The sequence below is a fragment of the Siphonobacter aquaeclarae genome, assembly GCF_900103285.1.
In the GTDB taxonomy this organism is placed as follows: Bacteria; Bacteroidota; Bacteroidia; order Cytophagales; family Spirosomataceae; genus Siphonobacter; species Siphonobacter aquaeclarae.
In genome coordinates, this window is record NZ_FNGS01000007.1 from 46,999 (window position 1) to 68,407 (window position 21,409).

Here is a 21,409-nt window from a genome sequence, read left to right on the forward strand (position 1 = left end):
CTCAGGGAGAAAAGGTGCGCTGCCGGCCGAAAAAGCTGGTAAAAAGGGATAGTCGCCGAGCGTTTCCGGCGACTATCCGGCTATAGCGTGATAATCCGGCCGGTTTGGGAGCTTTGGTAAGCGGCTTCGATGATGCGGATCTGATCGAGTACCTGCGTGGGTTTCACGAAGAGTTCTTTGCCTTCCAGAATCGCATCGGCGACGTTCTGGTAGAAGATACCCCAGTTGCCCGCGAGGCTTTCCACTTTCCGGCGGACTTCCACGCCGGTGAGTTCGGTATGAAGGAGGCCCCAAAGTTCTTCCGGCTCAACCCCGAAGTTGGGATGACCCGGCATAATCTGCCCCGCCTTCAGCTGATCTTCCTGAATATCAATACCAGGCTTGAGGAAACTACCGGTAGTACCATGCAGGGTATAGCGGGGGGCGGGTTCTTTCACGAGCAGGCTGGAACGCAGCCGTACCTTGAGCCGCCCGTAATCGAGGCGCAGGTCAAATGCGTCGTCTACGCCGGTACCTTCCCGCTGGGTCCAGACTTCTGCCGCAACCGTTTTGGGCAACCCGAACAGGTCCAGTGCCTGGTCGAGGATATGTGAACCGAGGTCATACAGGGTACCTGCCGCCGGCGAGGGTGTTTCTTTCCAGGCTTTGGGGTTGAGAACGGGCTTGTACCGGTCGAAATGGGCTTCATACGAAATCAGTTCGCCGAGCTGCCCGCTGTCGAGGATCTCACGTACGGTCCGGAAATCGCTGTCCCACCGCCGGTTCTGGTACACCGTCAGTACCCGCTTCTTCGCTTCGGCGAGGGCGATGAGCTCTTCGGCTTCGGGTGAAGTAGGGGTAAAGGGCTTTTCCACCAGTACATGTTTTCCGGCTTCGAGGGCCTGGCGGGTATAGGCGTAGTGGGTATCGTTGGGTGTATTGATGACGACCAGGTCGATTTCCGGATTGGTCAGCAGTTCTTCAAACGAACGCACCACCGTCAGAAACGGGTAGGCTTCTTTGGCGCGGTTTTTCGAACGTTCGTAGGCGTGCGTCAGGCGGAAAGCCGGATTGGCGAGAATGAACGGAGCATGCAGGTAATGAGCAGAGTCGCCAAAACCGACAAGAGCGGTACGGATCATATGGGAAACAGGTAGTAGGCTGTCTGTCAGCCGGGTGATACGCTTCGGATGCCGGGACCGGAAAGCCGATCGTGCCGAACTCCGGCCAAGTCGTCGTACCTTTGCGCCATGAACGAGCGTTACGCGGAGCACAAGCGGTACCTGAATCGACTGAAGGCCCGTAAACCTAAAAAATTGGACGAAGCTTTCGAAGCGTTACACGAGGAAGTTTTTGAGGAAACCGACTGCCTCGCCTGTGCCAACTGCTGCAAGACTACCAGCCCGATTTTTACCGATGCCGATATCGAACGGATTGCGAAACACCTGAAAATGAGGCCGGCGGACTTCATCGGAAAGTACCTGCATCTCGACGAAGACCGGCATTACGTACTCAACAGTTCTCCCTGTTTTTTCCTGGACGCCGAAAACTACTGCGCCATTTACGACGTCCGCCCGAAAGCCTGCCGGGAATACCCGCATACCAACCGGAGACGCATGCACCAGATTCTGGACCTGACGCTGGCCAATACGCAGATATGCCCGGCAGTTGCCGAGGTGGTGGAACGTCTCCAGAAAGTTATTCCGGCGTAAGCTATTTACCTGACTACCCATGACTACCGAACTCATCAGCTCGTCGACAGCCGATCTTCCCGAAATTGCACGCCAAGTACTCGCCTTTGCCGCCGACCGGAAAGTCTGGCTGCTGGAAGGCGAAATGGGCGCCGGCAAAACGACTTTCATCAAGGCGGTATGCAGCGTACTGGGTGTTGCGCAGACGGTCCAGAGCCCGACTTTCGCGCTGGTGAACGAGTATGCGACGACTACCGGAGACGTGGTATATCACTTCGATTTCTACCGGATTAAGAAAGAAGAAGAGGCGCTGGACATGGGGGTAGAAGAGTATTTTTATTCGGGAGACTATTGTTTTGTCGAATGGCCCTCCCAAATTTCCGGTCTCTGGCCGGAGGAACGCCTGGACGTTCACATCAGCGAACGCCCGGACGGTACCCGGCTCTTTCAACTGACGCGGCGGTAATCCCATGAAAAATCCGTACTTATCCCTGCTGGCGACGGCCTGGCACTATGCCCGGAAAGAACGCGGCCGGTATGTGCTGGTCTATACCCTTTTTATTCTTTCCAACGTCGTGGATGCGGTATTGCCGTTGTTTCTTGGCTGGCTGGTCGACAAACTGCAGCACGACGGCCTCAATGCCCTCCGGTATGCCGGGTGGTACGCGGGCGGCTACCTGGTGCTGCGCGGGGTATTCTGGGTATTTCACGGACCGGCGCGCGTCATGGAGCGCGAGCTGGCTTTTAACCTGAGCCGGAATTTCCTGCAGGAGCGGTATCACCAGGCGCTTCATTTACCCGTAAAATGGCACCAGGATCACCATTCAGGCGCGACGATCAACCGTATCCGGAAGGCTTATGAGGCCCTGAAGGAGTTTTTTCAGAATGGATTTATGTACCTCCATGCCTTTGCGAAGTTTCTCTTTTCGCTGGGAGCGATGCTGTACTTCTCACCGCTGTATGGCCTGATCGGGATGCTGATCGGCCTGCTGGCGATCTGGATTATTTTCCAGTTTGACAAACCCTTTGTCCGGACGCTCGACGAGGTAAACGAAAAGGAGCACGTTGTTTCGGCGACGTTGTTCGACAGCCTTTCCAACATCATCACCGTCATTACCCTCCGGCTCGAAAAGAGCATGGAGTCGGGGCTGCTGGAGAAGGTAGCGGCTATTTTCCCTCCGTTCCGGAAAAACGTTGTTATTAACGAATGGAAGTGGTTTGTGGCGGATATGCTTGTCGGGCTGATCTATGCGACTGTCGCAGTAGGTTTTATTTTTCAGAACTGGGAACCGGATAAGGTATTCTACGTCGGCACGCTCGTGACGCTGCTCGGGTATGTCAATCAGTTTACGAGTGTGTTTCATGACGTCGCCTGGCAATACACCGAAATCGTCCGCTACAACACTGACTTGCAGACTGCCCGGGATATTGCCGATGCCTATGCGCAGGAGCACCTCCCGGAAGGGACGGAAGAGTTGCCGGCCAACTGGCATACCCTGGAACTATCCGGGCTGAACTTTTCGCACCACGAAGACAAGCGTATTTCCGGCCTGCATGGCCTGCAACTGCGTATCCGGCGGGGGCAGCGGATTGCCCTGGTAGGCGAAAGCGGCAGCGGCAAGAGTACCTTGCTGGCGCTGCTGCGCGGCTTGTATCAACCCGAAGCCGGGTACCGGTTTGAGGTGGACGGAAAGGGGTATGACGACCTGACGCCACTGTACGAAACCGTCACCCTCTTCCCGCAGGAGCCGGAAATCTTCGAAAATACCATCGCCTATAACATCACGCTCGGCCTGCCGTTTGACGACGAAAAGCTGAAGGAAGTGTGTGAAATTGCTCATTTTCAGGAAGTAGTCCGCCAGTTGCCAAACGGAATGGAATCGTCCATTCAGGAAAAGGGTGTGAACCTCTCCGGCGGGCAGAAGCAGCGTCTGGCCCTGGCCCGCGGTATTCTGGCGGCGCAGGAAAGCCAGGTGGTTTTGCTGGATGAACCTACTTCTTCCGTAGACCCCAAAACCGAAGCCCTGATTTACGAAAGTCTGTTTCAGGCCTTTGCCGATAAGGCCGTGGTGTCTTCCCTGCACCGCCTGCACCTGCTGCGGCAGTTTGACTACGTCTATGTGATGGAAGCGGGCCGTATTGTGGAAGAAGGGCCGTTTGACTGGCTGCGCCGGAACGGACCGCGCTTCTCCGAACTCTGGAAACACCAGGAAGCGGCAAATCCTGCGGATTTACGAAAACAACACGACTGAAACGCCCGACTCCCGTATCTTTGCCGGTCAGAATCGATAAGGCCTTTTCCCCAAGGTCTTACCAACTTATCAGGCATGGCCCGAAGGGCCGGTAATCAGCGTATGAAAGTTCTAAAGTTCGGAGGTACCTCCGTAGGAAGCATCAAGGCCATCGAGTCGGTTTTGGGCATTGTTCAGGATAATCTTCAGCGCGGTGAGAAAATTGCGGTTGTGTTTTCGGCAATGGGCGGGTTTACCAACCAGTTGCTCGAAATGGGCAACCGGGCGGCTCGGAATGAAGACTACCGGGATGTTTTGAAGAAAGCATCCGATCGTCACCTGGAAGTGATTAACCATTTCATCGGCCCGCGGTTCCGCAGCCGGGTTATCGCAGACGTGATGACGCTTTTCAATGAACTGGAAGACCTCCTCCGCGGAGTATCCCTGATCCGCGAGATTTCTCCGCGAACATCGGACCTCCTCGTCAGCTTCGGCGAACGCCTTTCCACGACTCTGGTTACCGAAATCCTGAAAGACCGCGGCGTAGACTGCGCCTTTCTCGATGCCCGGAAAGTCATCAAGACCAATGCACATTTTCAGCAGGCGGAAGTCAATTTCGAACTGACGAACCACCTCATCCAGCATCATTTCGCCAAAACGAAGTCCCTGCAACTGATTACCGGGTTTATCGGGTCGACGGAAGACGGCATCACGACGACCCTCGGCCGCGGGGGATCCGACTATACCGGCAGTATCTTCGGCTCGGCACTCAACGCCTCTGTCATCGAAATCTGGACGGATGTTCCGGGTATGATGACGTCCGATCCCCGGAAGGTACGCAATGCCTTTACGATTCCGGTCGTAAGCTATGCCGAGGCCATGGAGCTGACGCATTTCGGTGCGAAGGTAATCTACCCGCCGAGCCTGACGCCGGCGTTCAAGGCGAATATCCCCATCAAGGTTCTCAACACCTTCGATCCCGCACATCCGGGTACGATTGTGACCCGGCAGGCGCCGCGGCACGAATACATCATTACGGGTATCAGCTCGATCGATAACCTGGCGCTGGTGAATCTCCAGGGTTCGGGTATGATCGGCGTGGCCGGGGTGTCGGCGAAGCTGTTTACCGTACTGGCACGCTATGATATCTCGGTGATCCTGATTTCCCAGGCGTCGTCGGAACACTCGATCTGTTTCGCCATCGATCCGAAGTATTCTGAAAAAGTCCGGGAAGTAATCGAAACCGAATTCAGCAACGAACTCCGTACCGGAGACCTGGAAGGCGTTGAGATTCAGGAAGAACTATCGGTTATCGCGATTGTCGGGGAAGGTATGCGCCGCCATACCGGCGTTTCCGGGCGTTTGTTTTCCGTCCTCGGAAAGAACGGTATCAACATTGTGGCCACGGCCCAGGGCAGCTCGGAGCTGAATATCTCGGTGGTCATCGAGCGGAAAGACCTTTCAAAAGCCCTCAACGTCATCCACGAGAGCTTCTTTGCCGATCAGGTGAAGACGCTCAACCTGTTTCTCGTCGGCAGCGGCCTCATCGGCAAAGCCCTGATCCGCCAGCTGGAGCAGCAGGAGCATTATCTCCGGAAATACAAAAACCTGAAAGTACGGTTCATCGGCGTGACCAACAGCCGGAAGATGCTCTTCGACGAAGGCGGTATTTCCAAAGAACACTGGCAGGAACGCCTCGACACGGAAGGGCAGCAGGCAGACCTGGGCTACTTCGTTGAAAAAGTGAAGAGCCTCAACCTGCCGAACAGCATTTTCGTGGATTGTACGGCCAATAAGCCGATTGTCGACTATTATGAAGGCATACTGGAAGCATCGGTCTCTATCGTGACGCCGAACAAAACCGCCAATGCCGCGCCCTATGACGAATACGCCCGCCGCCACCGCATGGCCCTGAAAAAAGGGGTGAAGTTTCTCTACGAAACGAATGTCGGCGCGGGTTTGCCGGTCATCAATACCATTCAGGGGTTGATTGCTTCGGGAGATCGTTTTCAGAAGATCGAAGGGGTATTCTCCGGCACGCTCAGTTTCATTTTCAATACCTTCCGGCCGGGCCTGCGCTTTGCGGAGGTCGTTCGGGAAGCCAAAGCCAAAGGATATACTGAGCCGGACCCGCGCGACGACCTCAGCGGTCAGGACGTAGCCCGCAAAATCCTTATTCTGGCCCGGGAAATAGGCCTGGAACTGGATTTTGAGGATGTTGAAATCACGCCCCTGCTGCCGGAAAACTGCCAGCAGGCGCCGACCGTCGATGCCTTTTTCGGAGAGCTGGAAAAAAGCAACGCTGTCTTCGAAAAGTGGGTCAACGATGCCGACGCCAAGGGCGAAAAGCTCCGCTACGTCGCCACGCTGGAAAACGGAAAGATCCAGATCGGGCTCAAATCCGTCGGCGCCGACCATCCGCTCTACCCGCTGGAAGGCGCAGATAACATCATTTCTTTCACCACGAAACGCTACCACGACCGGCCGCTGGTCATCAAAGGGCCGGGCGCAGGCGCAGAAGTAACCGCGTCGGGCGTCTTCGCAGATATCGTATCCATCGGAAGTTACCTTTCGTGAAAAAAAGAGGCTGAGAGGCCTCTTTTTTTTGCAAGGGGCAGCGGGCATGGGGTGGCGGGTCTGTTACCCCATGCCCGCTGCCCCTTGCCCCATGCCCCATGCTCTCTTCATCCGGCGGCCGGTTTTGACCAGCCGGTGAATGAAGCGCATTTTGTCCGCTACGGCAGGTGTGAATACTTCGGGAACGAGGTCGGGCAGGCCCATCGCCCGGTTTAGCTCATTGGCTTTGATGCCCAGTTGCTCGTAATGGCGCAGCAGCGTGTCGAGTTCTATGCCGGCAAAGCTCTCCTTTTCTTCTTCGTCGAGAAGCAGGCTGACGTTTTCGGCGGTATCCAATACGGAAATCATTTCGAGATAAGCCCGGAAGGTTTCGGCGAAATCCTCCCAGGGGTGCATGCTGGCGTAGGCACTGACGCAGCGCTGCGGCCAGTCGGGTGCGGGGCCATTGCGGTAGTACGTATCCAGCGCTTCGGAATACGAAGGATTGTCGTGGTCTCCGAAAACGACTTTAAATGCTTCTTCCCGGCGGTTTTGAACCAGCAATTGCCAGTAATAGTGGCCGATTTCATGCCGGAAGTGCCCGATCAGGGTGCGGTGCGCTTCGCCGAACGCGACGCGGTTTTTCTCCCGCTCCACCGGGTCGGCTTCGCGGATATGAATGGTAATGACGCCGTCGGCATGGCCGGTAAAGGTCTTTTCGACCTGCCCGTCTTCTTCCACAACATCGTCTTTGAACTCAAACGTCAGCGGCAGCTCAAAACCGTCAAATACCGACGCATAGGGCAGGTCGAGAAGGTCCAGGTTGTACAAAAGCCGCCGTTTGGCGGTTTCGAGCTGGTACCATTTTTCCTGGTTACCCGGTATGCTGAGATCGGGGATCGTCCGGTTGAGCGCGCAGCAGGAACAGTAGGCAGGCGCTTCTTCCCAGGTGGTGGTGACAGCTACCATCTGATTACATACCTGGAAATCCCGGTAATTGGTACATTGCACCGTAGATGCCTGGCAGTGATCGCAGGTATAAGCGGGCGTCCCGGTTGACGTGAAGGAGCGCATCCCTTTGCACGACGGGCACCAGCCGACGTCGCGGCCACAGGAAACGCAGCGGGAATTCTCAAAATGAAGGGTATTGCCGCATTGGCAGGCGAAGGTTTTCATGTGTCTGGCCGGTTGGGTTTGCTGACCGGTTCACGTTAGACAAAAAGCATGCCGCGAACCGGGGATTGTAACCCCGTAGATGGAGTTGGTAGTCTTGGATCGAAGGATTATTTCGGAATAATCTTTTACTATTCCCGATATTTGCATTAAAATAGTTGGTAAAATGTAGTTGTCGCATCATTTTAGCGAAATCTGCTGTTCCCATTTCTGAAAACACGTGCGTCTTCCTTTTCTATGGCTATTAAAGTTGCGATATCCCATAAAACAAGCTACCACTTCGACCGGCTGGTAGGCCTTTCCCCACATGTTTTCCGTCTGCGTCCTGCGCCGCATTCCCGGACGCCGATCGAAGGATACTCGTTCAAGGTATTTCCGGAAAATCACTTTATCAACTGGCAGCAGGACCCGTTCGGCAACTACCAGGCGCGGGTTGTTTTTCCGGATAAAACAAAGGAACTCCGCATCGAAGTGGAGGTGATCGCCCGGATGGAGGTCATCAATCCTTTCGATTTTTTCGTCGAAGACTATGCGGAGAATGTCCCGTTTTCATACGACGAACAACTGGAAAAAGAACTGATTCCCTACCTCGAAATCCGGGAAGACGGTCCGCTGCTGAAACAATGGATTGCCGAAAACCGCATAGACGAAAAAATCCGGACGGTAGACTACCTCGTTCACCTGAACCAGCGCATCAACGCCACAATCGGGTATAATATCCGGATGGAGCCCGGCGTGCAGACCTGCGAAGACAGCCTGACGATCCGCAGTGGCTCCTGCCGCGATTCGGCCTGGCTGCTGGTACAGGTACTCCGGCACCTCGGAATTGCGTCCCGGTTTGTTTCGGGATACCTCGTTCAACTAACCCCGGATGTCAAATCGCTCGACGGCCCCTCCGGCCCTGAAGCCGATTTTACCGACCTCCACGCCTGGGCGGAAGCCTACGTGCCGGGCGCGGGCTGGATCGGTCTGGATCCTACTTCCGGGCTGTTTGCAGGGGAAGGGCATATCCCCCTTTGCTGCACGCCGCATTACAAAAGCGCCGCGCCGGTGACCGGGGCGACGGATGCCTGCGAAGTGACGTTCGATTACGAAAATAAAGTCTATCGCATCCACGAAGATCCCCGGGTGACGAAACCCTACTCCGACGAGCAGTGGGCGCAAATCATGGAAGTCGGCAACACGGTAGAGGCAGATTTGCAGGCGGGTGACGTCCGGATGACGATGGGCGGAGAACCGACCTTCGTTTCGATTGACGACCGGGAATCGCCGGAATGGAACTCGACCGCCGACGGTCCCCTGAAACGAAAATTGTCCTATGACCTGGCCCTTCGCCTCAAAAAGCGTTTCGCACATGGCGGCCTGTTGCATTTTGGCCAGGGCAAGTGGTATCCCGGGGAATTATTTCCACGATGGCAATATGGATTATACTGGCGGAAGGACGGATTTCCCATCTGGCAAAACGACGACCTGATCGCCCGGGAGGGGGAAACCAGCTACACCTTCGCTGACGCCGAACGTTTTCTGACGGAACTCGCCCGATACCTCGGCGTTGATGTTGCCAATATTCAACCGGCCTATGAAGACCCGGTGTATTGGGCGCTGGAGGAAGACCGGCTGCCGGTCAACGTCGACCCGCTGGAAGTAGACCTGAAAGATTCCGTCGAACGGCGTACCCTCGCAAGTATCCTCGAACGCGGGATGAATAATCCGGCCGGATTTGCATTGCCGCTCGCCTGGAACTACGGCCCACAGGCCTGGAACAGCTGTATATGGCAGTTCCGGCGGAAGCACTGCTTCCTCATACCCGGCAATTCGCCGGTAGGTCTTCGCCTGCCGCTGAACTCCCTTCCGTATGTGACAACCAACCGCCGAGAGAAACCGGTCGAGCGGAGCCCGTTTGAGGAGTTACCGCCGCTCGGCGCATTTGCTCCTATTGTCGAGCAGCGCTACGGAGCCGTGACGGCTACCTACGAAGCGCCGGTAGCACCGGTGCTGGAAGAAGACGAGGCAGAAAAAGAGCGAAAGCCGCTTTTCCACATCGATACGATCAAAACGGCCCTGGCCGTGGAAGCCCGGGACGGTATTATCTACCTTTTTCTGCCTCCGGTTGATTATTTCGAACATTACCTCGACCTGGTTGCTGCTATCGAAGCTACTGCGGCCCGGTTGCGTATGCCGGTCCGGATCGAAGGATATACGCCTCCGTCAGACTACCGGGTGCAGAAGCTGGTGGTATCTCCCGACCCCGGCGTCATCGAAGTCAATATTCACCCTTCTGCCAACTGGCAGGAGCTGGTCGACAATACCACGGCTCTTTACGAAGAAGCGTTTCTGTCGCGTCTGGGGACGGAGAAGTTTATGGTTGACGGCCGTCATACCGGCACCGGAGGCGGTAACCACGTAACGATAGGGGGCAGTCGCCCGGCCGACAGCCCCGTACTGCGACGTCCTGACCTGCTCCGAAGCCTGATTACGTACTGGCAGCATCACCCGGCGCTGAGTTACCTCTTTTCGGGGGCGTTTATCGGCCCGACGAGCCAGGCGCCGCGCGCAGACGAAGGCCGGGACGAACGTCTCTACGAAATGGAAATCGCCTTCGATCAGATTCCGGAAGAGGGCGAGATACCCTTCTGGCTGGTAGACCGGATTTTCCGGAACCTGCTGGTCGACATTACCGGCAATACCCACCGGACGGAGTTTTGCATCGATAAACTGTATTCGCCGGATTCGTCGACCGGCCGCCTCGGTATTCTTGAATTCCGGGCGTTTGATATGCCGCCGCACAAGCACATGAACCTGGTGCAGACCCTGCTGATCCGGGCGCTGGTGTCGATGTTCTGGAAACAGCCTTACAAGAAAAAGCTCATCCGCTGGGGTACCGAGCTGCACGACCGGTTCCTGCTGCCGCATTATGCGTATCTCGACATGATCGATGTCGTGAACGACCTGAAAACGGCCGGATATGACTTCGATATTTCCTGGTTCGATCCGTTCTTCGAATTCCGGTTCCCGCTTTACGGACGTGTGACGGTCGATTCCGTTGAACTGGAACTGCGCCTCGGCATCGAACCCTGGCATGTACTGGGCGAGGAATTGTCTAGCTCGGGTACTGCCCGCTTTGTGGATTCGTCGGTGGAGCGCCTCCAGGTGAAAGTGACGGGCTTTGTGGAAGGCCGGCATATTCTGGTCTGCAACGGCTGCCGGGTACCGCTCCGCAGTACAGGCACGAAAGGCGAATACGTAGCCGGTATCCGGTACAAGGCGTGGAACCCGCCGTCGGCCCTTCATCCGACTATCGGTGTGGATGCGCCCCTGGTTTTTGATATCGTGGATACGTGGAATAACCGGATCCTCGGCGGGTGTACCTATTTCGTTTCCCACCCGGGCGGGCGGAGTTTTGATACTTATCCCGTCAATGGCTACGAAGCAGAATCCCGGCAGATCAGCCGCTTCTGGGGCTTTGGCCATACGCCGTCGCGGACGGAGCAGATTCCCGTCCCGATAAAATTTACTCCGAGTATCTCTAGATTTGTGGCCGAACACAAGAAGGATCTCCGCGCCGATGCGCCTGTGGACCTGGTGAACCCGGAGTATCCGACCCTGCTCGATCTCCGGCGGTTCTGGAGATCAAAGTAACCCCGTGACGCCGGTGGCGCTCGCGGACAGATAATGAAATGGTAGCAGAAATTACGAAGGATTTGCTGGACGCATACCGGAAGGAAATCAGCTCTTACGACGAAGTACTGGATGCCGGCGGGGCCTTTAAACCCCACTGGAAGAAGCTGTTTTCGTCGCTCGGAGCCATGGGTATGGACGAGTTGAAAAACCGTAACCAGGAAATCAAGAATAAAATCCGGGAAAACGGGGTGACGTACAACGTCTACGAAAGTCCCGACGGCATGAACCGGCCCTGGAAGCTCGATCCGATTCCCTTTCTCATCGAGCAAAAGGAATGGCAGGGTATTTCGAAGGGATTGCAGCAGCGGGCTGTATTGCTCGACCTGATTCTCCGGGATATTTACGGCGAACGGAAGCTTATCAAAGACCAGGTACTCCCGGCCGAGCTGGTATTCGGCAACTCCGGGTTTCTGCGCCCCTGCCAGGATGTGAAGCTGCCGACGCAAAATCAGCTGGTTATGTACGCGGCCGACATGGCCCGCGGACCGGACGGCCGCATGTGGATTCTCGACAACCGGACGCAGTCGCCGTCCGGCTCCGGGTATACCCTCGAAAACCGGGTGATTGTGAGCAAGGTCATGTCCGACATGGCGAAGGATATGTACATCAGTCGCCTGTCGCCGTTTTTTACCCATGCTCAGCAATCGATTTTCAAGGTATTCAAGGAAAAAACCGAAAGCCTGAACGTCGTTTACCTCACGCCCGGGCCGGCCAACGAAACGTACTTTGAGCACGCCTACCTGGCGTCGTACCTGGGGTATACGCTGGTTTTGGGGGACGATCTGGTGGTGAAAAACGGGCACGTTTTCATCAAATCGATCGACGGCCTGAAGCGGGTAGATGTGATCGTCCGCCGGGTCGACGACGAATGGTGCGATCCCCTCGAACTCCGGGAAGATTCACGCCTGGGCGTACCCGGCCTGTTGGAAGCCATGCGGAAAGGAAACGTGATGGTCATCAATCCTCCCGGCGCCAGCGTCCTCGAAAACAATGCCTTCAATGCCTTCTTACCGTCGGCCTGCCGGTATTTCCTGAACGAAGAACTGCAACTGCCATCGGTAGCGACGTGGTGGTGCGGGCAGGAAAAGGAACTTCGCTTTGTCCTCGAAAACCTTCCCCGGCTGATCATCAAAAAAGCCAACCGCAAGCAGGTATTCCGCTCGGTGTACGGCCGGGAGCTGTCTGCCGAAAAGCTGGCGGAACTCAAAAAGCAGATCCTCAACAATCCGGCGGAGTATGTGGCGCAGGAAGAGGTCAGTTTTTCGACGACGCCTGCGTTCGTTGACGACCGCATCGAACCGCGTTTTGCCGCCATCCGCGCGTTTCTGACCGCTACGCCCAACGGCTATCAGGTCATGCAGGGCGGGCTGACGCGCAGCTCTCCGCTGAAAGACCGCTTTACGTTCTCCAACCAATACGGAGGCGTGGCGAAGGATACCTGGATCGTTTCGAACGAAGCGGAGATCATCCGGGATCGAATCGTGCTGCCTGCGCTGACGCCGCATGTCAACGCCCTGTCGTCATTGCCCAGCCGCAGTGCCGAGAATATGTTCTGGGCCGGCCGGTACAGCGAGCGGTCGATGGCCGCGGCGACCTTCCTGACAATTACCCTCAACGCGCTCAATTTCCAGCGCAACTTCGGGAATACCAACAAGAGCCAGCACATCGACATACTCCTCAAAAGCCTCAGCCACCTCATGCAGGTGGAGCCGGGTTTCCTGGGAGAAGAAGGGGAGGAGTACCTGAAAGACCCGTATCCGGTGGTGCTGGACATGATTTCGAACGGAGAGAAACCCGGTACGATCGTCTCCAGTACCGAATCCTTTTTGCGGGCGATGATTTCTGTCCGGGAAAAATGGAACCTCGTGACGTGGCGGATCATCGACCTTATTGAAAATATTACCAACAAGTTCAAAAATCCCGGAGCCGATCTTCAAAAATCCCTCGATAAGCTTCAAACCCGCTTATTTACATTCTACGGGATTGTAGTCGAGTCGGTACCCCGCACAAACGGATACTATCTTTTCGAAGCAGGTAAACTCATCGAGCGGATACTGTCGAAAATCGTAATTCTCCGTTCCGTATTCAGCCAAAAGACGGATCGTTTCATCGAAAACGAATTGCTGGAAGCGGTATTGATGAATCACTTTGCACTCGTGCATTACCGCTCCGCTTACCGGTCTAATCTGGAAACGGAATATGTGCTCGATATGGTACTGCTCGACAAGCAGATACCTTCGTCGCTCGTGAGCCTGCTTGATTCCCTGAGCTATTGCCTGACGCAGTTACCGGCAACGGACGACCGCCTCAGTGCTGCCCAGAAGGCGGTATTGTCAGCGTCGACGCGCATCAAGCTCGTTGATATTCACGAGGTCAGCCGGCCCGAACACCGTACCATGCACTATGTGCGCCTGGATCAGGTATTGTCGGAGGTCTATGACTCGGTGTTATCGGTGTCGGACCATACCACGAATTTGTATTTCAACCATACCTCGACGCAGCACTCGCTGAACGAGTCGATCCCGGGGCCGGAAGATGAAGTTTAGACTGATCCACAAAACGCAGTACAAATACGCGGGGCCGGTCAGCAGCTACCACAGCCTCGCCTGCGTGATGCCGAAAAGCCTGCCCCAGCAGGAATGCTCGAATTTCTCGCTGGTCATTTCTCCCTTTCCGGACGAAATCAGCCAGCGCGCCGACTATTTCGGGAATACCGTTCATTATTTCTCGATTCACAAGCCGCATACCCGGCTGACGGTGTTGGCCAAAAGCCTGATTGAAACCCGTGCGTTTACTATCCCGGAGCAGCTCATTACCTGTGCCGAAGTGCGGGAGCTGCTGGCTAATAGCCTGAAAAACAAGCTGCTGGAATATGTGCTGCCCAGTCCGTTTGTGTATTGGGACGACGAGATCCGGAACTATGCCCGCGATTGTTTTCCGGATGATGAGCCGCTCTACCGCTGCGCCCGGCGCCTGTGCCACAAGATCTATTCGGAGTTTACATACGTTCCGGATTTTACGACGATCTATACACCGCTTAAGACGGTTTTGAAAGAGAAAAAGGGAGTTTGCCAGGATTTTTCTCACCTGGCTATCGCCTGCTTCCGCAGTCTCGGGTTTGCCGCCCGCTATGTCAGCGGGTACCTCGAAACCCAGCCGCCGCCGGGAAAACCCAAGCTGCAGGGCTCAGATGCCACGCATGCCTGGGTATCCGTGTATGTGCCGGGCATGGGCTGGTGCGATTTTGATCCGACCAACGACGTGGTCCCGCAGGAAAGGCACATTGTCACGGCCTGGGGACGGGATTACGGAGACGTACCCCCGCTCAAAGGCATCCTGTTCAGTTCGGGAGGGCATGAGTTTCACGTAGCGGTGGATGTGCTGCCGGTGCCGTAACGGAAACCGGCTTGGCTCCCGGTCCACTTTTCCCTACCTTTGCGGTCGAGTTTTTCACAGTGTCAGGCGGCCCCCCGCGCAACGCCGTTTTCTTTGTCCTGTTCATGGAATCCATCAAAGTATTTGCACCGGCGACAGTTGCCAACGTAGCCTGCGGTTTTGATATCTTCGGTTTCGCCGTCGACAACCCCGGCGATGAAATCATTCTCCGGAAAAAAGTATCTCCCGGCCTCGAAATCCTCAAAATTGAGGGAGACGAAGGGCGTCTGCCGCTTGATCCCGAAAGGAATACCGCCTGCATTTCCATGCTGGCCTATCTCCGGCATATCAATGCCAATCAGGGGATCAGTATCGAGCTGAAGAAGAAAATGCCGCTCGGCAGCGGCCTTGGATCGTCGGCGGCGAGTTCGGTGGCAGGCGTCTATGCCCTGAACGAGCTGCTCGGGCGTCCGCTCACGCAACTGGAACTGCTTCCCTTCGCGATGGAAGGCGAACGTTTTGCCAGCGGTACGGCGCATGCCGACAACGTAGCGCCCAGTCTGCTCGGCGGTTTCGTCGCAATCCGTAGCTACGATCCGAAGATCGACGTCATCAAAATTGACACGCCGGCCGAGCTTTTTGCCACGATTGTACATCCTCAGATTGAGGTCAATACCCGCGATGCGCGGAATATTCTCCGGAAAGAAACATCCCTCAAAAACACGATTACCCAGATGGGCAACGTAGCAGGGATGGTCGCCGGCCTGATGAAAGGTGACTATGGCTTGATTTCCAGGAGTTTGGTCGACGTCATCATCGAGCCGGTGCGGGCCATCCTCATTCCGGGATTTACCGAAGTCAAACAGGCCGCGATTGAAGCCGGTGCGCTGGGATGCAGTATCTCCGGGGCAGGCCCGTCCATGTTTGCGCTCAGCAAAGACCGCGATACGGCCAAGAAAGTCGGCGAAGCCATGCAACGGGCGTTTGCCGGTGTCCAGATCGACAGCGAAATCTACGTTTCCGGAATCAACCAGAACGGCCCCGTCGTACTGGGGTAGCTTTCCGGCGATGAAATAACCACTTATCCCGGAAGGCTGCCTTCCGGGATTTTCCTTTTTGGGGCAGCAGGTATTAATCTCCTGTCTCCCTTACTTTTGCACCCGGCAGGATTCTTTTGCTGCCTGCCTTTACCGACAACTAGCTCTTCTGCATGGAATTCCCAAACCTGGCCGACCCGGCCGTCCTGATAAGTCTTCTCACGCTCTCTTTCCTCGAGATTGTGCTCGGGGTCGATAACATCATTTTCATTTCGATTATCGTCGACAAGCTCGAAGCGGCCCAGCAGCGCCGCGCCCGTACCATCGGGCTGCTGCTCGCGATGGTCTTCCGGATCTGCCTGCTTTTCGGGATTACTTCCCTGCTGAAACTGACGAGCCCCTTGTTTGAAGTACCCTTTCTGCATGAACATGGAACCGATAATCCGGTCGGAATCAGCTGGAAAGACCTGATTCTGCTGGGCGGCGGGTTGTTTCTGGTAGGAAAAAGTACGCTGGAAATTCACCACAAACTGGAAGACTCCGCCGCCGAGGGAACAGGCATGGCAAAGTACTCGAAGCTCAGCCTGATCATCGTGCAGATTGTACTCGTGGATGCGGTATTCTCGATCGACAGTATTCTGACAGCCGTAGGTCTCGTCGAAAACGTATGGATCATGATTATCGCCGTGGTCCTGTCGATGGGCGTTATGCTGGCGTTTTCCGGTGTCATTGCCGACTTCATCAACCGAAACCCGACGCTGCAAATTCTCGCGCTGTCGTTCCTCATCGCGATCGGTATCATGCTCGTTGCCGAAGCCTTTCACCAGGAGGTCAGCAAGACCTACCTGTACACGGCCATGGCCTTCTCGCTGGTAGTAGAGCTGATCAACATGCGCCTCCGCCGGAACATCGATATGGTGAAGCTGAACGAAAAACTACCCGATTACGCCGATTTCGGGGAGAAAGACGACGAATCCAAATCCTGATTACTCCGCAGCCCGGTACTTGCGCCGGATGGGGTTGATCAGAAACTTTTTCTGGGCAGTAAAGCTGTCCGGATGCAGTTGAGCAAACAGCTGCTTCCACTCTTCAAAACGCTCAGGCTCCGCTTTCGCAAAGGCCTGGGCGTTGATTTTTTTCTGGTGGAGGTATTCTTCGAATGTCATGACGGTCAGTAGTTCATTGCCGGAGATTTGCGCATCCGGATGTACACCCAGGCTGCAAAGGTAATCAGACTGCAGAGCAGAAAGTTGATCTGGTAGCTGTTTCGCAAGTGGTTATGCATCCAGCCGGAGGTAAGGGCTCCCAGACCAATACCCGCTTCGAGGGCGATGTAGGTCGTAGCGACGGCCCGTCCTCGGAACAGCGGATGGGCGAGGTCTACTGTCCATGCCTGTAGTGCCGGCGAGTTCAGACCCCAGGGAATACCGAAAAGAAAGGCCATGGCCAGTACCATCCAGGCGTCGGTCGCAAAGGCCAGGCCCAGCATCGCCACTACCTGAATCAGAATGGAAGACCGGAGTACTGCTACCCGCCCGAACCGGTCTGACGCCCGGCCGGCTACCAGGCGGATGAGCAGAGACGACAGGGTATAGGTCATGAAAAACGTCCCCTTATTCGTAATACCAACGGCGGTACAGAGATCCGGGCCGATTGTCAGGATAATCCCAATGGCATAGCTCACCAGCAGCATGACGATGGCCGGAGCGAGTACGCGGGGCTCGAATACCTCGTTTTTCCGGATGAGAAGCAAGCGCGGAGAAAAGCGTTCGCGGTGTTCCAGTGTCTCTTTGAGATTCATCAAAATCAGAATAGAGAGGAGGGCAAACGCCGACGACACGTAAAACATGGTATTGACCGACGACCACGATACGAGCCAGCTACCCAGCGGCGGTCCTGCCGACATGCCTATACTCGCTGAAATACCGATAACACTCAGGGCTTCGCCGCGGCGGTCTTCCGGAGCAACATCGGCTACATATGCCGACGTCGCCGTGGGTTTGAATCCCGTCGAAAAACCGTGAAAAAGCCTCAGCAGCAGAAACCCGTAAATCGTTACCATAAACGGATACAGCAGTCCGCAGACAAAACACACGAGCGAGCCGAATGCCATGATGGGTACCCGGCCGACGGTATCCGTCAATTTTCCCGAAAAAGGCCTGGAAAAGCCTGCTGTCAGCGTAAACAGGCTGATTACCAGCCCGACATATTCGCGCCCGCCGAGCGCCGATAAATACCCCGGTAACTCGGGGATCATCATGTTGAAACTGGCAGTGAAGAGAAAGTTACTGGCGCACAGCAGCCAAAACTGGATCGTGTAGATACTTCGGCTGGAATCCATGCGGCAAAGGTAGCCTTTTTGCCCAAGAAGGAAATCCGCATTTGGGAATACGCCCCGGCTTCCCTTTATTGGACTGGAATTTACGTGGGAACGAAACCTCTTCAATCTGAGCCGGTTATGGGACTGTCTTTTCTCTGCATCGCTACCTTCTTCAAAGGCAATGAATTTCTGAAATCTTGTAAACAGGCCGGGAATACGGTGTACCTCCTCACCGAAAAGAAACTGGAACACAAGCCCTGGGTCCGTGATTTCATCGACGAGATCTTTTTTGTGGATACGCCTGCCGGACAGGAGCTGAACCTGGAAGAAACCGCGAAAGGTCTTGCCTATATGCTTCGCAGCCGGCAGGTCGACCGCGTTGTGGCGCTCGATGATTTTGATGTGGAAAAAGCTGCCTACTTCCGGGAAGTATTCCGGTTTCCGGGCATGGGCCAGACGCAGGCGCGGTATTTCCGGGACAAGCTCGCCATGCGGGTAAAAGCCACTGAGGCAGACCTGAGAATTCCGGCGTTTTCGTCTCTTTTTCACGATGAAACGATCACCGCCTTTGCCGATTCGCACGCGTTCCCGATGGTGGTAAAACCCCGCGGCGAGGCCTCTACGACGGGCATCCGGAAGGTATGGAACAAGGACGAACTCTGGCAGGTTGTCCACAGCTTCGGCGACCGCCGCCACGAATACCTCGTCGAGCAGTTCAAGCCGGGGGATGTGTACCATGTCGATGCCCTGACCGCCGGCGGGAAAGTCGTTTTCAGCCGCGCCAGCCGCTACCTGTCGACACCGATGGAAGTGGCGCACGGCGGCGGAATTTTCCGCTCTGCGACGCTGGAAACCGGATCGGAAGAAGAAGCGGCGCTGCTTGATTTCAACGAAAAACTACTGACAGCCTTCGGCCTCACCGATTCGGCCAGCCATACCGAGTTTATCCGCTGCCACGAAGACGGGGAGTGGTACTTTCTGGAAACGGCCTCCCGCGTGGGTGGCGCGCATCTCGCCGAAATGGTGGAGGCAGCCACCGGGATCAACCTCTGGCGGGAATGGGCCCGGCTCGAAACGGCGGCGGCGAAAGGGTTGACTTATGAACTGCCGCCTGTCCGGTCGATGCACGCCGGGATTGTTATTTCACTGGTGAAAGAAGCCCATCCGGACCTGGCAGGGTATGAGGCGCCGGAACTCTGGTGGCGGATGAATGAAGAATTTCACATCGGGCTGATTGTGCAGTCGGATAGCCGGCAACGTGTAAACGAATTGCTGGATACATATGCGGAAAAAATCGCGCGGGAAAGCCACGCATCTGCTCCGGTGCGCGACCGGCCGACGCATTGAACAGAAATACCCGGCCTATCCCCTGAAAAAGATGTAGCATTACACCGCTAGGTATTACTAACCAGTTAGTTTTTTACGTAGCGGGCGATATTTTTTTTTGAACGCCGGGACAACTGACCAGCAAGGATACGGTGAAAAGTAAGGATGGAAGTGTTCTACCGATTGACAATAAATATTGTTTTTCTGCTTAAGTTATTTAATTGTAAATAAGTAATTAGTCGTTTAAGTATAAAACCGAACAGATTAGCTGGAACGGTATTATGCCTTGAAATTCAAAGCCTTATCTTTATTTTGCAATCACTTACTCAATTAGTGCTTCGGTATTGAATTTATGTGCGCAGCCACAGCCGCTTCGCCGGCGGCATGTAATGCAGTGCGTTCGCGTAAACTTTAACCTGATATGCCGAATGTTGACTAACGAAAATGCCCTGTTCAGCTCTGACGCCTCCCTGAAACCCTTCTTTTTTGATGGAAATCTGTGGTTCGGTCTCGTGGATTCTTCGGAGCGTTTGCTGGAGCTGGAGGAGTTCTATCCTAACCGGAAGTACCTGAAAGCTCGTCTGTTTGCCGGTTCGGGGTACTATTACCCCTGTTTCGGATTCAAGGGTGAAGGAATCACACTGGAAAATTATCTCGATCTGCAATTAGAGCTCGTTAACTACTGAGAAACACACTAAAAAAGAAAAAACGGAGTCGCCACTCCGTTTTTTCTTTTTTAGTCTTCGTCCGGCTGGTTTCGTTCCCGGACCAGTATCTTGTCGATTCGCTGCTCATCCATGTCGATCACTTCCAGAATGAGGTTGCCCCAGGTAATTTCGTCTCCTTCGACGGGAATCCGCCGCAGGTGATGCAGCATAAATCCGGCAACGGTCGAGTAGTCTTCCTCCAGAAAATCCCGGATATCCCGGCGGCCCAGCCGCGTCAGGAAATCAATAAACGGCATTTGCGCCTCCACGAGGTAGGAGCCGTCTTCCCGCCGGTGGAAGGTAAAGTCAACTACTTCGTCGTCCGGAATCTGCCCCACGATGGCTTCAAATATGTCGTTGACCGTTACCATACCCTGCAAAATCCCGTACTCATCGACGATGAAACCGTGGTGTACCTTTGACTTCCGGAATTCGTCCAGCACCTGATACGCCGAAATGTTCTCCGGCAGGTAAAGCGGTTTTTCGATCAGGCTGCGGAGGGGCGTTTCGGAAGTGGCCAGGTACAAATCCTTGACAGTCAGGTATCCCAGCATGTTGTCGAGCGAACGCTCGCCAACGGGGTAGACGGAGTGCCGCTCTGCTTCTACTTTCTGCCGGACCTGTTCCGGCGTATCGTTGACATCTATCCAGACCAGATCGCTCCGGTGCGTCATCAGAGACACAATATGGCGATCGCTGACGTTAAATACATTTTCGACGATCTCCTGTTCAATGACGTCAATCGTTCCCTGTTCCAGCCCTTCGTTGACAATAGCCTTGATTTCTTCTTCTGTCACCATCCCGTCATCACCCTTCCGGATGCCCAGTACTTTGACGATGAGGTTGGTAGACATCGACAATAACCAGATAAACGGATAGGTCAGCCGGGAGAGGAGGGACATTGGCAGCGCCAGCGTCTTTGATATCGCTTCGGGCCGGGTAAGGCCGATCCGTTTCGGAACGAGCTCACCGACGACGAGAGTCACATACGTTATCAGCAGCAGGAGTAGTGCCCGGGAGAGCGTCGGCGCATAGGGCGCCAGTGACGGAAATCCCATCAGCCATGCGGTAAGGTTGCCTTCGAGCTTCTCGCCCGAATAAATACCGGTCAGGATGCCGATAAGGGTAATGCCGATCTGAACGGTGGAAAGAAAGGTATCGGGTGCCTCTGCCAGTTGAAGGGCCTGTTTCGCGCGCGCGTCTCCCCGCTCGGCGTCGTTTTTCAGACGGATTTTGCGGGCGGAAACCAGGGCGATTTCCGCCATGGAAAAAACGCCGTTAAGGACGATCAGCAGGAGAAGAATAAGTAGTTCGGTCATGGACGGGCCGCGAG

Annotated in this window: 16 protein-coding genes; 11 read left to right on the plus strand and 5 right to left on the minus strand. The window is 55.2% G+C overall.

Annotated features, from left to right (window positions below; translation table 11 throughout):
- Nucleotides 1-80: 80 nt before the first annotated feature.
- Complete coding sequence (locus tag BLR09_RS18110) at nucleotides 81-1,121, minus strand: Gfo/Idh/MocA family oxidoreductase (RefSeq protein WP_093205514.1); 1,041 nt, start codon at nucleotides 1,119-1,121, stop codon at nucleotides 81-83.
- Nucleotides 1,122-1,229: 108 nt separating this feature from the next.
- Here BLR09_RS18110 and BLR09_RS18115 point away from each other — a divergent pair, with 108 nt between their 5' ends.
- The 4 genes from BLR09_RS18115 to thrA all read left to right on the plus strand — a co-directional run bounded on the left by BLR09_RS18115 (nucleotide 1,230) and on the right by thrA (nucleotide 6,478).
- The gene (locus tag BLR09_RS18115) at nucleotides 1,230-1,691 is read left to right on the plus strand and encodes a YkgJ family cysteine cluster protein (protein WP_093205517.1); all 462 of its coding nucleotides are present in this window, start codon (nucleotides 1,230-1,232) and stop codon (nucleotides 1,689-1,691) included.
- A 19-nt stretch (nucleotides 1,692-1,710) separates the two neighbouring features.
- Nucleotides 1,711-2,136: a tRNA (adenosine(37)-N6)-threonylcarbamoyltransferase complex ATPase subunit type 1 TsaE gene (tsaE, locus tag BLR09_RS18120; protein WP_093205520.1), complete on the plus strand. Its 426-nt coding sequence runs from the start codon at nucleotides 1,711-1,713 to the stop codon at nucleotides 2,134-2,136.
- Between the two features lie 4 nt (nucleotides 2,137-2,140).
- Complete coding sequence (locus tag BLR09_RS18125; RefSeq protein WP_093205523.1) at nucleotides 2,141-3,922, plus strand: ABC transporter ATP-binding protein; 1,782 nt, start codon at nucleotides 2,141-2,143, stop codon at nucleotides 3,920-3,922.
- 102 nt (nucleotides 3,923-4,024) lie between these two features.
- Nucleotides 4,025-6,478 carry a bifunctional aspartate kinase/homoserine dehydrogenase I gene (gene thrA, locus BLR09_RS18130; RefSeq protein ID WP_093206059.1) on the plus strand — a complete coding sequence of 818 codons (2,454 nt, stop codon included), beginning with the start codon at nucleotides 4,025-4,027 and terminating at the stop codon, nucleotides 6,476-6,478.
- A gap of 63 nt (nucleotides 6,479-6,541) precedes the next feature.
- Here thrA and BLR09_RS18135 read toward each other — a convergent pair whose 3' ends face one another.
- Nucleotides 6,542-7,633: a zinc-binding metallopeptidase family protein gene (locus tag BLR09_RS18135; protein WP_093205526.1), complete on the minus strand. Its 1,092-nt coding sequence runs from the start codon at nucleotides 7,631-7,633 to the stop codon at nucleotides 6,542-6,544.
- Between the two features lie 234 nt (nucleotides 7,634-7,867).
- Between BLR09_RS18135 and BLR09_RS18140 the strand changes: the two genes are divergently transcribed.
- The 5 genes from BLR09_RS18140 (at nucleotide 7,868) to BLR09_RS18160 (ending at nucleotide 16,709) form a co-directional block, all read left to right on the plus strand.
- The gene (locus BLR09_RS18140; protein ID WP_093205529.1) at nucleotides 7,868-11,269 is read left to right on the plus strand and encodes a transglutaminase family protein; all 3,402 of its coding nucleotides are present in this window, start codon (nucleotides 7,868-7,870) and stop codon (nucleotides 11,267-11,269) included.
- Between the two features lie 38 nt (nucleotides 11,270-11,307).
- A complete protein-coding gene (locus BLR09_RS18145; protein ID WP_093205532.1) occupies nucleotides 11,308-13,857 on the plus strand; it encodes a circularly permuted type 2 ATP-grasp protein in 2,550 nt (849 codons plus the stop codon).
- Complete coding sequence (locus tag BLR09_RS18150) at nucleotides 13,847-14,707, plus strand: transglutaminase family protein (protein WP_093205535.1); 861 nt, start codon at nucleotides 13,847-13,849, stop codon at nucleotides 14,705-14,707. The genes BLR09_RS18145 and BLR09_RS18150 overlap by 11 nt, the downstream gene beginning before the upstream one ends.
- 104 nt (nucleotides 14,708-14,811) lie before the next feature.
- Nucleotides 14,812-15,744: a homoserine kinase gene (locus tag BLR09_RS18155; RefSeq protein ID WP_093206061.1), complete on the plus strand. Its 933-nt coding sequence runs from the start codon at nucleotides 14,812-14,814 to the stop codon at nucleotides 15,742-15,744.
- A gap of 152 nt (nucleotides 15,745-15,896) precedes the next feature.
- Nucleotides 15,897-16,709 (plus strand): TerC family protein, encoded by an 813-nt coding sequence (locus BLR09_RS18160; protein WP_093205538.1) that lies wholly within the window; start codon nucleotides 15,897-15,899, stop codon nucleotides 16,707-16,709.
- On the opposite strand, the gene BLR09_RS18165 is transcribed toward BLR09_RS18160, so the two are convergent.
- Together BLR09_RS18165 and BLR09_RS18170 are read right to left on the minus strand one after the other, a co-directional pair.
- On the minus strand, nucleotides 16,710-16,889 hold the full coding sequence (locus BLR09_RS18165) for a hypothetical protein (protein WP_093205540.1): 180 nt from the start codon (nucleotides 16,887-16,889) through the stop codon (nucleotides 16,710-16,712).
- Nucleotides 16,890-16,894: 5 nt separating this feature from the next.
- Complete coding sequence (locus BLR09_RS18170; protein WP_093205542.1) at nucleotides 16,895-18,064, minus strand: MFS transporter; 1,170 nt, start codon at nucleotides 18,062-18,064, stop codon at nucleotides 16,895-16,897.
- Between the two features lie 117 nt (nucleotides 18,065-18,181).
- Here BLR09_RS18170 and BLR09_RS18175 point away from each other — a divergent pair, with 117 nt between their 5' ends.
- Entirely contained in the window at nucleotides 18,182-19,390 is a 1,209-nt protein-coding gene (locus tag BLR09_RS18175; protein ID WP_093205544.1) for an ATP-grasp domain-containing protein, read from the plus strand.
- A gap of 407 nt (nucleotides 19,391-19,797) precedes the next feature.
- Nucleotides 19,798-20,055, plus strand: coding sequence for a hypothetical protein (locus BLR09_RS18180; protein ID WP_093205546.1), 258 nt, complete (start codon nucleotides 19,798-19,800; stop codon nucleotides 20,053-20,055).
- A gap of 50 nt (nucleotides 20,056-20,105) precedes the next feature.
- Here BLR09_RS18180 and BLR09_RS18185 read toward each other — a convergent pair whose 3' ends face one another.
- Nucleotides 20,106-21,395 carry a hemolysin family protein gene (locus BLR09_RS18185; protein ID WP_093205548.1) on the minus strand — a complete coding sequence of 430 codons (1,290 nt, stop codon included), beginning with the start codon at nucleotides 21,393-21,395 and terminating at the stop codon, nucleotides 20,106-20,108.
- Between the last annotated feature and the right edge of the window lie 14 nt (nucleotides 21,396-21,409).

Coding starts and splice junctions, on each gene's coding strand:
- BLR09_RS18110 (WP_093205514.1), bottom strand. CDS start 1,121: ATGATCCGTACCGCTCTTGTCGGTTTTGGCGACTCTGCTCATTACCTG.
- BLR09_RS18115 (WP_093205517.1), top strand. CDS start 1,230: ATGAACGAGCGTTACGCGGAGCACAAGCGGTACCTGAATCGACTGAAG.
- tsaE (WP_093205520.1), top strand. CDS start 1,711: ATGACTACCGAACTCATCAGCTCGTCGACAGCCGATCTTCCCGAAATT.
- BLR09_RS18125 (WP_093205523.1), top strand. CDS start 2,141: ATGAAAAATCCGTACTTATCCCTGCTGGCGACGGCCTGGCACTATGCC.
- thrA (WP_093206059.1), top strand. CDS start 4,025: ATGAAAGTTCTAAAGTTCGGAGGTACCTCCGTAGGAAGCATCAAGGCC.
- BLR09_RS18135 (WP_093205526.1), bottom strand. CDS start 7,633: ATGAAAACCTTCGCCTGCCAATGCGGCAATACCCTTCATTTTGAGAAT.
- BLR09_RS18140 (WP_093205529.1), top strand. CDS start 7,868: ATGGCTATTAAAGTTGCGATATCCCATAAAACAAGCTACCACTTCGAC.
- BLR09_RS18145 (WP_093205532.1), top strand. CDS start 11,308: ATGGTAGCAGAAATTACGAAGGATTTGCTGGACGCATACCGGAAGGAA.
- BLR09_RS18150 (WP_093205535.1), top strand. CDS start 13,847: ATGAAGTTTAGACTGATCCACAAAACGCAGTACAAATACGCGGGGCCG.
- BLR09_RS18155 (WP_093206061.1), top strand. CDS start 14,812: ATGGAATCCATCAAAGTATTTGCACCGGCGACAGTTGCCAACGTAGCC.
- BLR09_RS18160 (WP_093205538.1), top strand. CDS start 15,897: ATGGAATTCCCAAACCTGGCCGACCCGGCCGTCCTGATAAGTCTTCTC.
- BLR09_RS18165 (WP_093205540.1), bottom strand. CDS start 16,889: ATGACATTCGAAGAATACCTCCACCAGAAAAAAATCAACGCCCAGGCC.
- BLR09_RS18170 (WP_093205542.1), bottom strand. CDS start 18,064: ATGGATTCCAGCCGAAGTATCTACACGATCCAGTTTTGGCTGCTGTGC.
- BLR09_RS18175 (WP_093205544.1), top strand. CDS start 18,182: ATGGGACTGTCTTTTCTCTGCATCGCTACCTTCTTCAAAGGCAATGAA.
- BLR09_RS18180 (WP_093205546.1), top strand. CDS start 19,798: ATGTTGACTAACGAAAATGCCCTGTTCAGCTCTGACGCCTCCCTGAAA.
- BLR09_RS18185 (WP_093205548.1), bottom strand. CDS start 21,395: ATGACCGAACTACTTATTCTTCTCCTGCTGATCGTCCTTAACGGCGTT.